Origin of the sequence: Morganella morganii (genome assembly GCF_019242955.1) — a bacterium.
Lineage (GTDB): Bacteria > Pseudomonadota > Gammaproteobacteria > Enterobacterales > Enterobacteriaceae > Morganella > Morganella sibonii.
Genome location: NZ_CP066129.1, coordinates 384,240 through 396,836 on the forward strand (window position 1 = coordinate 384,240; position 12,597 = coordinate 396,836).

Sequence of the window (12,597 nt, forward strand, 5' to 3'; positions counted from 1 at the left end):
AGATAAAAAAATGATTTTTAGTGACTGACAGCGATAATGTGAACAGGCGCTGTTTTCAGTGATCTCCCTGCGATATATTCCGCTGTGATTTTCGTTCCATGGTTTGTATAGCTCCGGATAATTGTTTCTTTTCCCTTTTTTATCGCTGTTTTTTAGCAGGAACAGTGCTGTTTCCCGCTGTAACAGTAAATTGGGTATTTTTATATTTCATTTTAAATCAATGGGTTAGTTATTTTCGATTTTTATAGTAGTGATTTATTAGTGATAATGATCACAATTCAGCGGCTGAATAAAAAATAAATGAAAAAAGGCTTGTACAGATTTCATTCTTATGTTTTTTTAAAGTACGAACCGAATTTATTCATACACAATTTACTGTTGAGAGATACCCCGTGAAACCATTCACCCGTCCGCAAAACGTACTACTAACAACCGCGCTATCAGACGCGGTTGTCGTCGTGCGTGTGGTAGTGGTGGTGGTCGTCGGCAGCGCGCCGTAACGGGCTGGGATCAGCAACAGGATCACTAACCCCGCCGGCGTAAACCGAGCGGGGTTTTTTTATGTCAGGCTCCGCGAAACTGAACCGGTTGTTAAGAAAAGGATGATGTTATGGGAGCTTCACAGCAGACTCAGGCAAAAACCCGGATGACGGGGGCGGAATTAATTATCCGCATGTTAGAACAGCACGGGATCACCTCTGTCTCCGGGATTCCGGGCGGGGCGGCGCTGCCGCTGTATGATGCACTGGGCAAAAGCCGCATCCGCCATATCCTCGCCCGTCACGAACAGGGGGCCGGGTTTATCGCACAGGGTATTGCCCGCACAACCGGCAAAGCGGCGGTGTGTATCTCCTCCAGCGGGCCGGGTGCGACCAACCTGATGACCGCGATTGCGGATGCCAAACTGGATTCGGTTCCGCTGGTCTGTATCACCGCCCAGGTCTCTTCGCCGATGATCGGCACCGATGCCTTCCAGGAAGTGGACACTTACGGCATGTCTATCCCTATCACCAAGCATAATTATCTGGTGCGCAATGTTCAGGATCTGCCGGGTATTATTGCGGATGCATTCCGTATTGCGGAATCCGGCCGTCCGGGACCGGTCTGGGTGGATGTGCCGAAAGATGTTCAGGCAGCCATCATTGAGATTGATGAATTGCCGCCAATCATGCCAAAAGATTCGTTACCGCTGTTTGATGCTGAAAAAGTCAGCGAAGCGGCCGCCATGATTAATCAGGCGAAGCGCCCGATCCTGTATATCGGCGGTGGTATTGTGGCTTCTCAGTCACAGCAGCTGGTGCAGAGTTTTGCCGAACGTGCCGGGTTGCCGACCACCATGACCCTGATGGGGTTAGGCACCATTCCGCAGCAGCATCCGCTCTATCTGGGGATGTTAGGGATGCACGGCGCCCGCTATACCAACATGATTTTGCAGGAATCTGATTTGCTGATTGTGGTCGGAGCGCGTTTTGACGACCGGGCCATCGGCAAAGCCGAACAGTTCTGCCCGGATGCCAAAATTATTCATGTGGATATCGACCGTGCGGAGATCAGCAAGATCAAGCAGCCGGATATCGCGATCAACGCGGATGCCGGACAGGTTCTCGCCATGTTGCTGCCGCAGATTGAGGTGAATACCCGCCAGGCGTGGAATGATCATATCACGCAGATCAAGCAGGAATTCCCGCTGGAGCAGATCAACAAGAGCAACCCGTTAAGTCACTTCGGGCTGATCGCTGCGGTGGCGGATGCGGTGGATAACGATGCCATTATCACCACGGATGTCGGGCAGCACCAGATGTGGGTGGCGCAGGCGTATCCGTTATGCCGTCCGCGCCAGTGGCTGACCTCCGGCGGGCTGGGAACCATGGGCTTTGGTTTACCGGCGGCGATTGGTGCCGCACTGGCGGAGCCGTCACGCAAAATTATCTGCTTTACCGGTGACGGCAGTATTATGATGAATATCCAGGAGATGGCGACAGCCGCGGAGCATAATCTGGATATCAAAATTATTCTGATGAACAACCAGGCGCTGGGGATGGTTCACCAGCAGCAGACGCTGATGTTCGATGAGCATATTGTGGCATCTGCCTATCCGTATCAGACTGATTTTGTGACGATTGCCAAAGGTTTCGGATTGCATACCTGTGATCTGAATAAAGAGAGTGATCCGCATGCTGCATTGCAGGCGGCGATTGACCATCCCGGGCCGTGTCTGATCCACGCATTAATCGATGTCAGTGAAAAAGTGTGGCCGATGGTATTGCCGGGTGATGCCAATATCGATATGGTCACAGCCTGATGACAGAGGACAGAATCATGGAAAAAAATAATCAGCCTATCGCTCTGGAACTGGTCGTCCGTAACCACCCCGGTGTTATGACGCACATTTGCGGTCTGTTTGCCCGCCGGGCGTTTAACGTGGACGGTATTCTGTGTCTGCCGCTGCCGGGACAGGATCACAGCCATATCTGGCTGCTGGTGAAATCAGATGATCGACTAAGCCAGATGGTCAGTCAGGTGGAAAAACTGGAAGACGTGCAGGACGTGAAATACAACGAAGATATCAGTATCTTTGAACAACTGAATAAGTACATTCAGTAGCGTGATAAAACCGGGCGGATAAGCCCGGTTTTTTGTCCGGGATTACGGTGATGTCTGGCCGATATGGGAATAAGACATAATCAGCGTACCGCTCAGATCGCCTTCCATGCAGATATAAGAGTGGGGAATATCACAGGAGAACGCATAGAAATCCCCCGGTTCCAGCAGTACTGTCTGATCTTCATTAAAGCGCATCATCAGCGTACCCTGGTGGATAAGAATATGTTCATGGGTACCGGTACTGTGCGCGGGACTGTTAATAATCGCACCACGGATCATCTTCAGGTGCCAGATCTCCGAAATATTCCCCATACCGACACGGAATTTAAAATCTTCCGCATATTCCCCTTTAAAGACTTTATTTTTTTCGTAACGGGGATAACCTTCATTACTGGCGGTAAACAGATCGCCCAGCGGAAAACGCAGTGCAACGGCAATGGCCTCCAGTGTATCGATACGCGGATTGGAATCACCGGATTCCAGTTTGGACAGCGCGGCTTTCGAGATGCCGGAGAGTTTTGAAAGATCATTGAGCGACAGGTTACGCGCCTGACGCAGCAGTTTGACTTTCTGGCCGATGTGGGCACTGGTTTTTAGCATAATGTAATTGATACCAATGAAATTTGCAGGGAAACCCTGTTAGTATTGCACACTTGTTGTACAACAGTAAGCCGTGATTTTCCGGAAAGACAGGTCTGATAAATGATGTTATCAGAGGAAAGCGTCCGGCATGGTGATAATTAACATATGTCATTAAACGGGTGCTCACCATGATCTACACCCTGCCATGGGCAGATTTTTTCATCTGTTTTACGGTGCTCTTCGCCGGTTATCTGGTCTTCGGGATGGTCGGATTCGGCTCTGCGCTGATTGCAAGCCCGGTGCTGGCTTTCTTTATTCCGGTTTCGCACATTGTGCCGATGCTGGCACTGATGGATCTGGGCGCCGCGGTGATTAACGTCACCCGTGACGGGCGCAAAGCCGATTTTGCCGAGCTGAAATGGATGGTGCCGCTGATGATCGGCGGCAGTCTGATTGGTGCGGCGATTCTGCTGAAAACACATCCGGATCTGCTGGCAGTATTCCTCGGGGCGTTTATTGTTCTCTATGCGCTTTATTCCCTCTTTATTAAGAAGACGGCACGGCATTATCCGCAGAAATACATTATTCCGTTCGGTATCGGCGGCGGTATTCTGAGTGCGCTGTTCGGGGCGGGCGGGTTTGTGTATGCCATCTATTTTGCCGGGCGGATTGAGGACAGAAACCGGTTCCGTATCACGCAGACCACGCTGATTGGCTTCAGTACATTAACCCGCGTGATTATTTTTCTGAGCATGGGCATCTATTGGAACAGCGAAATTGCCATTACTGCGCTGCTGTTTCTGCCTGCGATGGTGGCGGGGATTGTCCTCGGGCGGCATATCACTATGCGTATCCCGAAAGAGGCCTTTTTCCGTTTTCTGAATATGGTGATCCTGCTGGCCGGGCTGACGCTGCTGATCAGTAACCTGGTGCACTGACGGCGGTCAGCGCAGCACTTTTTTAGCACATTGCCGGGCGCGCAGCAGCTCATCACCGGTTTTGCTTTTACGGAAACAGTCGCGGTAGCGGGCGGCATAGGCACTGTATTCCGCCTGTGCGTCCGGCAGCGGCAGTGACAGCAGATGATTAATAAAGGTAAAACTGCCGATCTCCGCATGCTGAAAATCCACCGGATTTTTCCATTCCCCGCCCCAGCGGAGAAAACCGTGGCTGAAAACCAGCGGCAGAACCGTTTCCATTTTTCCGTTACGAATGTTTTCTCTGCTGGTCAGTGCAGCGGCGGATTGCGGCGGGCTGATGGTCACACGGCCGTTTTTATCGCGGAAGCGGTAAGGGTTTTGCTGCGGATTAATATCGATCGCCATGCCGTAAGCGTGTTTTGACCAGGCTTTCTGACTTGCCTGACGGCGGCCGTTAAATGCCGACGTATTATTGGCGGCCATAGATGCCTCATCATCACCGCCGAAGGCCTCTATCGGCAGCACACTGTGCAGCGGGAATTTTCGCCGGTACAACTCACCGAACAGTGCTTCCGTTTCAGGGGCAATAATATCGGCGACAGTAATAGTGCCGGTGCGGGTTTCGCCCTCAAAGGTGATAAACCGGACATCCACATTCACCAGCCGTTCACAGGGCACCGGGTTTTCCGGTGTGATAATGCCAAGTGCGGTCATAGCGCGGCAGGTGTCCGGGCTGAGCGGGGTGATCGCTGCATGTGCCGCCGGTAAAACAGCGCAGAACAGGCTCACGGGGAGGAGATAAGCAGTCAGTTTCATTACAGATTCCGTCATCAGGCACCGGGACGGATGATGATAACCCGTCCGTACGGCAGATGTGAAAAAATTCCCGGATTTGGCCTTGATTATCAGGATTTTTCCTAAGATAATCGTTTGCCTCAAAAAATCACATCTTTTCTCTGTTGAAAGCCAAACGTTTGCGTCGTATGTATCCGGTTTTTTTACCCGGAAACCGGCAGATTTTTTCTGAAAACGCAATCGTTTACGTGATGTGACACAAAATTCATTAACACAGGTGATGACATGTCTGCGACACAGCCGCAAAGCGGGTGCAAATTAGACCAATTTTTTAAACTGACTGAGCGCGGGACGACTGTCCGCCGTGAAGTTCTCGCCGGACTGACCACATTCCTGGCGATGGTGTACTCCGTGATTGTTGTGCCGGGCATGCTCGGCCAGGCGGGTTTCCCGCATACGGCAGTTTTTATCGCCACCTGTCTGGTTGCCGGGTTTGGCTCTCTGCTGATGGGGCTGTGGGCAAATCTGCCGATGGCGATCGGCTGTGCGATCTCCCTGACAGCCTTTACGGCATTCAGCATGGTGCTTGGTCAGAATATCCCGATTCCGGTTGTATTGGGCGCGGTCTTCCTGATGGGGGTTCTGTTTACCCTGATCTCCGTAACCGGTATCCGGACATGGATCCTGCGTAATATTCCGATGGGAATTGCGCACGGTACCGGTATCGGTATCGGTCTGTTCCTGCTGCTGATCGCTGCCACCAATATCGACCTTGTGATTAAAAACCCGAACGCAGGTATGCCGGTGGTGCTGGGGGATTTCACCTCTTTCCCTGTCATGATTGCACTGGCCGGTCTGGCGGTGATTTTCGGCCTGGAACGTCTGAAAGTCCCGGGTGCGGTACTGCTGGTTATTATTGCGATTTCCGTTATCGGGCTGATTTTTGACCCGAATGTGAAATATCAGGGCTTTTTCAAATTACCGTCCCTCGGTGATGACGGGCTGTCACTCTTCTTCAGCATGGATATCATGGGCGCACTGAAGCCGCTGGTGTTGCCGACAGTCCTGGCACTGGTGATGACGGCGGTGTTTGATGCGACAGGTACGATCCGCGCGGTTGCCGGTCAGGCAAATCTGCTGGATAAAGATAATCAGATCATTAACGGCGGCAAAGCACTGACAACTGACTCAGTCAGCAGCATTGTGGCCGGTGTTGTCGGCGCGGCGCCTGCTGCGGTGTATATCGAATCTGCGGCCGGTGCTGCTGCGGGCGGCCGTACCGGTCTGACCGCAACGGTAGTCGGCGTGCTGTTCCTGCTGATACTGTTTCTCTCTCCGCTCTCTTATCTGGTTCCGGCCTATGCCACGGCACCGGCACTGATGTATGTCGGCCTGCTGATGCTGAGTAATGTCAGCAAACTGGATTTCGGTGACTTTGTCGGTTCGATGTCCGGTTTACTGTGTGCGGTGTTTATTGTGCTGACCGGTAACATTGTAACCGGGATTATGCTGGGCTTTGCTTCACTGGTTATCGGCCGTATCGCCGGGGGCGAATGGCGTAAGCTGAATATCGGCACTGTTCTTATCGCAGCGGCACTGGTGGCGTTTTATGCTGGCGGCTGGGCAATTTAAGTCATAAATCACCACTTAACGGAAGTTGGTGGTGACGATACGCTTTATTTATACGATTTGTCTCAAAATACTAATTAATTGCCCGAATTAATGGCATGAGAAGATAAAATAGCAGTGGCGGATAACGCATCCGCCGCTGCTTTTTTTGTATGATAGTGGCAACCGGCGGTAATTTTTTCTCTTCCGGGGTCTTATTACGGTTTTTTTGCCGTTATTAACAGTATCTTCTTTGTCAGCGGGCTGGTTAAGCCCTAAGTTCAGTAAGGGTAATATGGAAATATTCTTTACGATTCTTATTTTGATTCTGGTCGTGTCGGTGTCCGGTGTTCTCACCAAAATGATTCCGTATCGTATTCCGTTACCCATTATTCAGATCGCAATGGGGGCACTGCTTGCCTTCCCGCAGTTTGGTCTGCATGTCACGTTCGACCCTGAACTGTTTCTTGTCCTGCTGATACCGCCGTTGCTGTTTGTTGACGGCTGGAAAACCCCGACCCGGGAATTTATGCAGAAAGGGCGGGAAATCTTCATTCTGGTGCTGTTCCTGGTGCTGGTCACCGTTATCGGTATCGGGTATCTGATCTACTGGCTGATGCCGGGGATTGAGCTGATCCCGGCCTTTGCTCTTGCGGCGGTACTGTCACCGACAGATGCTGTGGCGCTGTCGTCGATTGTAGGCAAAGGGCGCATTCCGAAACAGATGATGGGCATTCTGGAAGGCGAGGCGCTGATGAACGACGCCTCCGGCCTGGTGGCGCTGAAATTTGCCGTGGCAATTGTCATGGGCACGATGATTTTCTCGGTTACCGGGGTCACGCTGGAATTCTTCAAAGTCGCTATCGGCGGTCTGCTGGCGGGGGTGGCTGTCACCTGGCTGTACAGTAAATCGCTGCGTCTGATGAGCCGCTGGAGCGGGGATGACCCGGCCACGCAAATCGTCTTTATGTTGCTCCTGCCGTTTGCTTCTTATCTGATCGCGGAACATATCGGGGTGTCCGGTATCCTGGCGGCCGTGGCAGCCGGGATGACTATCAGCAAATCCGGCGTGATCCGCAATGCGCCGCTGGCGATGCGTCTGCGGGCAGATAATGTCTGGGGGATGCTGGAATTCGTCTTTAACGGTCTGGTCTTTATTATGCTCGGCCTGCAACTGCCGGGGATCTGGCAGGTGTCCGTTATTGAGGCGGAACTGGACCCGACAGTAGAAACCTGGATGCTGTTTACCGCGGTTATTGTGATCTATTTTGCCCTGCTGGTACTGCGTTTCTGCTGGCTGTGGATGATGAAAACCGTCAGCCGCCTGACCTTAAAACGTAAACCGCTGGACTTCACATTCTATACCACCCGTGATCTGTGGCTGGCGTCATTTGCCGGGGTGCGCGGGGCGATAACACTGGCGGGTGTGCTTTCCATCCCGCTGTTCCTGCCGGACGGCACGCCGTTCCCGGCCCGTTATCAGATGGTGTTTATCGCCGCCGGGGTGATTATCTTCTCGCTCTTTATGGGGGTGGTATCACTGCCGTTCCTGCTCAAAGGCATGAATGTCGGGGATAAACAGGCAGATGCCAATGAAATCCGTGCGGCGAAAGCGGCGATGGCGGAAGTGGCGATTGTCAGTATCGGCAAGATGGAAGAGCGTTTGTCCGCCAGTTCGGACGAGGCGCTGGATGCGGAAGCGATCAGCGAGGTGGCCTCGCGGGTTGCCGGACACCTCAGGCGGCGTACCGCCGGGGGGGATGAGATGGAATATAACCTCCAGGTGGAAGATCTGGAACGCCGTTTCCGTCTGACCGCACTGCGTGCCGAGCGCGGGGAGCTGTATCACCAGCGTGCGACCCGTAATATCAGCAATGAAACCCTGCAACTGCTGCTGCATGATCTGGATCTGCTGGAAGCCCTGCTGGTTGAGAAAGAAACATAACCGATGCCGTTACTGATTATTACCACGATTTTATGGGCCGCATCATTCAGCCTGATCGGCGAGTATCTCGCCGGTCAGGTGGACAGCTGGTTCTCTGTATTAGTCCGTGTGTCGCTGGCGGCACTGGTTTTCCTGCCGTTTTTGCGCTGGCGCGGGATCGCCCCGAAAGTCATTCTGATGTATATGGCGGTGGGTGCCTGTCAGCTCGGCATTATGTATCTCTTTGTTTTCCATGCCTACAACTACCTGACTGTCGCGGAATTTCTGCTGTTCACCGTGCTGACGCCGCTTTATGTGACACTGATTTATGATCTGCTGGAGCGGCGCGGATTGCGGTGGGGATATGTGTTCAGTTCGCTGCTGGCGGTGATTGGTGCGGCGGTGATCCGCTATGACCATCTCAGTGATTCTTTCTGGACAGGGCTGATTCTGGTGCAGCTGGCGAATATCTTCTTTGCCATCGGCCAGGTGGGTTACAAGCGGCTGATGGAAGTGCATCCGCTGGTGCAGCGCACGGCATTCTCCTGGTTCTACCTCGGTGCCTGTGTGGTGGCGCTGGCGGGCTGGCTGCTGTTCGGTAATTTCGCCAAAATGCCGTCCACGCAGCTACAGTGGGGCGTCCTGCTGTGGCTGGGGATTGGTGCTTCCGGGATCGGCTACTTTATGTGGAACTACGGTGCCACGCAGGTGGACGCCGGAACACTCGCGATCATGAACAACATGATGGTTCCGGCGGGGTTACTGGTGAACTTCGCCATCTGGCAGCAGCATCCGGACTGGCTCACGTTCAGCATTGGCGCAACCCTGATTGTTGCATCGCTGTGGGTGCACCGGGTATGGATACTGAAGCCGTCTTTACAAAAGGCAGATTGTCCACCGCGTGCTGACGCGTCGCACGAATAAACGACTCAACAGCCGGCTGACGCTGTTCCCCGCTGCGGTTTGCGGCATACAGCCGGCTCCACAATCCTTCCCCTAAGGTTTTGGTCACCACCATTCCCTGTCTTTCGAAATTTTCCACCGCCCAGTGCGGCAGTGCGGCGATCCCCATACGGGCGGCCACCATCTGGATCATCAGCAGGGTGTTATCCACGGTTTTTATCTGCGGGGAAACACCGGCCGGTTGCAGGAAGCGCCGCCAGATATCAAAGCGCTGACGCTGTACCGGATAAATCAGCAGGGTTTCTGCTGTCAGATCCTGCGGCTGAATATGCAGACGGCGGGCCAGCGGATGATCCGGTGCCACCACCAGTTTCACCTCATAATCAAACAGCGGCGTGTATGTCAGCTTCCCGTTGTGCTGCTCATCAATGTCGGATGTCAGCACCACATCGAGTTCGCGTTTCAGCAGTTCCGGCTGCGGATCAAAACTGACGCCGGAAGTGAAATCGACATTAATCTGCGGCCAGCTTTCGCGGAAATGAGCCAGTGCGGGGGTCAGCCACTGAATGCAGCTGTGGCACTCAATCGCCACGCGCAGCGCGGTCAGCCCCGGCTCATTACACTCGCGGATAGCATCTTTTACCAGCGGCAGCACCTGCTCTGCCAGTTGCAGCAACACCTGTCCCTGCGGGGTGAATTGCAGCGGCTGGGTTTTGCGGATAAAAATCCGGTAACCGAGCCGGTGTTCCAGTTCACTGAACTGATGGGAAAGAGCGGATTGTGTCTGATGCAACGCACCTGCTGCTCCTGCGAGCGACCCTGACTGATTCAGTGCCTGAATCGTTTTTAAATGTTTTATTTCTATCATGAGGAACCTTCAGGTTAGCGATGAAGAATTTGCGCTTGTTTCTTATACAGTACCCGTTGATTATGGATGTGTAAACATCTGGATGGCTAAATGATAGGATTTTTTATGACGACACATAATCACACTCTGGGTTTTCCGCGTATCGGTCTGAAAAGAGAACTGAAAAAAGCGCTTGAAGGTTACTGGGCAGGGCAGATTTCGCAGGATGAGCTGCGCGATACCGGTCGTGAATTACGCCGCCGCCACTGGCAGCTGCAAAAAGAGGCCGGGGTTGAATTATTACCGGTTGGCGATTTCGCCTGGTACGATCATGTTCTCGGCACCAGTCTGCTGTTTGGTAATGTGCCGCCGCGTCATGCCGGTGCCGACGGGAAAATTGACCTCGATACTCTGTTCCGTATCGCCCGTGGCCGCGCGCCTTCCGGTGAACCGGCCGCAGCAGCGGAAATGACAAAATGGTTTAACACCAATTATCACTATATTGTGCCGGAGTTTCAGCGCGGGCAAACCTTCAGCGTGAGCTGGCCGCAGCTGTTTGATGAGGTGGATGAGGCACTGGAGCAGGGCTTTGCGGTGAAACCGGTACTGCTCGGGCCGATCACGTATCTGTGGCTCGGCAAAGTGAAAGGCGCTCAGTTTGATCGCTTATCATTACTGCCGTCACTGCTGGCAGCCTATAAAACCGTGCTGGAAAAACTGGCGGAGCGCGGTATTGAATGGATTCAGATTGATGAACCGGCTCTGGTACTGGATTTACCGCCGGAATGGCAGTCCGCTTACCGTACCGCGTATGATGCTTTGCAGGGGCATACCAAACTGCTGCTGACCACCTATTTTGACAGCGTGGGCCACCATCTGCCGCTTATCCGTGAACTACCGGTGCAGGGGCTGCATGTTGATTTTGTTGCAGGCAGCGATGATATTCAGGCTATTCATGAAGCCTTACCGGCAGACTGGCTGCTCTCCGCCGGTCTGATTAACGGGCGCAATGTCTGGCGTGCCGATCTGCGGCAAAAATATGATGTGATAGCACCGCTGGCCGGAAAACGTGATCTGTGGGTCGGCACATCCTGCTCGCTGCTGCACAGTCCGATTGACCTGCGTGACGAAACCAAACTGGATGAGGAAGTCAAAAGCTGGTTTGCCTTCGCACAGCAGAAATGTGAGGAACTGGCACTGCTGACCCGTGCGGTCAACAGCGGCACGGCGGATGATATTGCCGCGCTGGAGAAATACAGTGCACCTATCACGCTGCGCCGCCACTCTTCCCGCGTGCATAACGCCGCAGTCGCGGCCCGGCTGGCGGCGGTAACCGCCCGCGACAGTGAACGTGCCGCGCCGTACGCTGAACGGGCAGAAGAACAGCGCCGCCGTTTCAGTCTGCCGCTGTGGCCGACTACCACAATCGGTTCTTTCCCGCAAACGACGGAAATCCGCGGGTTGCGTCTGAACTTCAAAAAAGGAAATATCGATAAAGCGTTCTACCGCACTAATATCTCTGAACATATTAAGCAGGCGATTAATGAGCAGGAACGGCTCGGACTGGATGTGCTGGTTCACGGTGAAGCGGAACGTAATGACATGGTGGAGTATTTCGGCGAGCATCTCGACGGTTATGTCTTTACGCAGAACGGCTGGGTGCAGAGTTACGGCTCCCGCTGTGTCAAACCGCCGGTGATTATCGGAGATATCAGCCGTCCGGAACCTATCACGGTTGACTGGGCGACGTACGCGCAATCCCTCACCAGCAAACCGGTGAAAGGTATGCTGACCGGGCCGGTGACCATTCTCTGCTGGTCATTCCCGCGTGAGGATGTCAGCCGTGAAACCATTGCCAAACAGATTGCTCTGGCACTGCGTGATGAAGTGGATGATTTGCAGAAAGCCGGGATCGGTATTATCCAGATCGATGAACCGGCACTGCGTGAAGGGCTGCCGCTGCGCCGCGAAGAATGGGCGGAGTATCTCACCTGGGCGGTGGATGCCTTCCGGCTCAATGCCGCAGTCGCAGAGAATGACACTCAGATCCACACCCATATGTGTTACTGCGAATTCAATGACATCATGGATTCCATCGCGGCGCTGGATGCGGATGTGATCACCATTGAAACATCACGTTCGGATATGGAACTGCTGGAAGCATTTGAAGATTTCGATTATCCGAATGAAATCGGACCGGGCGTTTATGATATTCACTCGCCGAATGTGCCGGAAGTGGAGTGGATTGAAGCGCTGCTGCGCAAAGCGGCGGATAAGATCGCCGTGGAGCGTCTGTGGGTTAACCCGGACTGCGGCCTGAAAACCCGCGGCTGGGATGAAACCCGCAAAGCCCTGGCAAACATGGTGGAAGCGGCGCGCCGTCTGCGGGAAAATCCGCTGACATCCCGCTGAGT

10 protein-coding genes are annotated in these 12,597 nt (G+C 53.5%); 7 read left to right on the plus strand and 3 right to left on the minus strand.

From position 1 onward, the window contains the following. Positions 1–610 precede the first annotated feature (610 nt). Positions 611–2,302, plus strand: a complete 1,692-nt coding sequence (gene ilvB, locus JC793_RS01710) for an acetolactate synthase large subunit (protein WP_046892745.1) — start codon at positions 611–613, stop codon at positions 2,300–2,302. Positions 2,303–2,319: 17 nt separating this feature from the next. Continuing rightward, positions 2,320–2,604, plus strand: coding sequence for an acetolactate synthase small subunit (gene ilvN / locus JC793_RS01715; RefSeq protein ID WP_004238249.1), 285 nt, complete (start codon positions 2,320–2,322; stop codon positions 2,602–2,604). A gap of 42 nt (positions 2,605–2,646) precedes the next feature. On the opposite strand, the gene JC793_RS01720 is transcribed toward ilvN, so the two are convergent. Next, on the minus strand, positions 2,647–3,204 hold the full coding sequence (locus JC793_RS01720) for a helix-turn-helix domain-containing protein (protein ID WP_046892746.1): 558 nt from the start codon (positions 3,202–3,204) through the stop codon (positions 2,647–2,649). A 170-nt stretch (positions 3,205–3,374) separates the two neighbouring features. On the opposite strand from JC793_RS01720, the gene JC793_RS01725 reads away from it, so the two are divergent. Beyond that, complete coding sequence (locus JC793_RS01725) at positions 3,375–4,124, plus strand: sulfite exporter TauE/SafE family protein (protein ID WP_218427298.1); 750 nt, start codon at positions 3,375–3,377, stop codon at positions 4,122–4,124. A 6-nt stretch (positions 4,125–4,130) separates the two neighbouring features. On the opposite strand, the gene JC793_RS01730 is transcribed toward JC793_RS01725, so the two are convergent. Continuing rightward, positions 4,131–4,922, minus strand: a complete 792-nt coding sequence (locus JC793_RS01730; RefSeq protein WP_247717300.1) for a M15 family metallopeptidase — start codon at positions 4,920–4,922, stop codon at positions 4,131–4,133. Positions 4,923–5,186: 264 nt separating this feature from the next. On the opposite strand from JC793_RS01730, the gene JC793_RS01735 reads away from it, so the two are divergent. The 3 genes from JC793_RS01735 to JC793_RS01745 all read left to right on the plus strand — a co-directional run bounded on the left by JC793_RS01735 (position 5,187) and on the right by JC793_RS01745 (position 9,357). Continuing rightward, entirely contained in the window at positions 5,187–6,533 is a 1,347-nt protein-coding gene (locus JC793_RS01735; protein WP_046892749.1) for an NCS2 family permease, read from the plus strand. A gap of 271 nt (positions 6,534–6,804) precedes the next feature. Beyond that, complete coding sequence (locus tag JC793_RS01740; protein ID WP_046892750.1) at positions 6,805–8,454, plus strand: Na+/H+ antiporter; 1,650 nt, start codon at positions 6,805–6,807, stop codon at positions 8,452–8,454. A 3-nt stretch (positions 8,455–8,457) separates the two neighbouring features. After that, positions 8,458–9,357 carry a carboxylate/amino acid/amine transporter gene (locus JC793_RS01745; protein ID WP_218427302.1) on the plus strand — a complete coding sequence of 300 codons (900 nt, stop codon included), beginning with the start codon at positions 8,458–8,460 and terminating at the stop codon, positions 9,355–9,357. Here JC793_RS01745 and metR read toward each other — a convergent pair. Further along, positions 9,242–10,204: an HTH-type transcriptional regulator MetR gene (metR, locus tag JC793_RS01750; protein ID WP_054426156.1), complete on the minus strand. Its 963-nt coding sequence runs from the start codon at positions 10,202–10,204 to the stop codon at positions 9,242–9,244. The two genes, JC793_RS01745 and metR, sit on opposite strands and share 116 nt — an antisense overlap. A gap of 105 nt (positions 10,205–10,309) precedes the next feature. Here metR and metE point away from each other — a divergent pair, with 105 nt between their 5' ends. After that, on the plus strand, positions 10,310–12,595 hold the full coding sequence (gene metE / locus JC793_RS01755; protein WP_218427304.1) for a 5-methyltetrahydropteroyltriglutamate--homocysteine S-methyltransferase: 2,286 nt from the start codon (positions 10,310–10,312) through the stop codon (positions 12,593–12,595). Positions 12,596–12,597 lie beyond the last annotated feature (2 nt).

What these genes read in the sequence shown, in the direction of transcription:
- JC793_RS01725 (WP_218427298.1), top strand. Translation starts at nt 3,375, where the DNA reads ATGATCTACACCCTGCCATGGGCAGATTTTTTCATCTGTTTTACGGTG.
- metR (WP_054426156.1), bottom strand. Translation starts at nt 10,204, where the DNA reads ATGATAGAAATAAAACATTTAAAAACGATTCAGGCACTGAATCAGTCA.
- JC793_RS01740 (WP_046892750.1), top strand. Translation starts at nt 6,805, where the DNA reads ATGGAAATATTCTTTACGATTCTTATTTTGATTCTGGTCGTGTCGGTG.
- JC793_RS01745 (WP_218427302.1), top strand. Translation starts at nt 8,458, where the DNA reads ATGCCGTTACTGATTATTACCACGATTTTATGGGCCGCATCATTCAGC.
- JC793_RS01735 (WP_046892749.1), top strand. Translation starts at nt 5,187, where the DNA reads ATGTCTGCGACACAGCCGCAAAGCGGGTGCAAATTAGACCAATTTTTT.
- JC793_RS01730 (WP_247717300.1), bottom strand. Translation starts at nt 4,922, where the DNA reads ATGAAACTGACTGCTTATCTCCTCCCCGTGAGCCTGTTCTGCGCTGTT.
- JC793_RS01720 (WP_046892746.1), bottom strand. Translation starts at nt 3,204, where the DNA reads ATGCTAAAAACCAGTGCCCACATCGGCCAGAAAGTCAAACTGCTGCGT.
- metE (WP_218427304.1), top strand. Translation starts at nt 10,310, where the DNA reads ATGACGACACATAATCACACTCTGGGTTTTCCGCGTATCGGTCTGAAA.
- ilvB (WP_046892745.1), top strand. Translation starts at nt 611, where the DNA reads ATGGGAGCTTCACAGCAGACTCAGGCAAAAACCCGGATGACGGGGGCG.
- ilvN (WP_004238249.1), top strand. Translation starts at nt 2,320, where the DNA reads ATGGAAAAAAATAATCAGCCTATCGCTCTGGAACTGGTCGTCCGTAAC.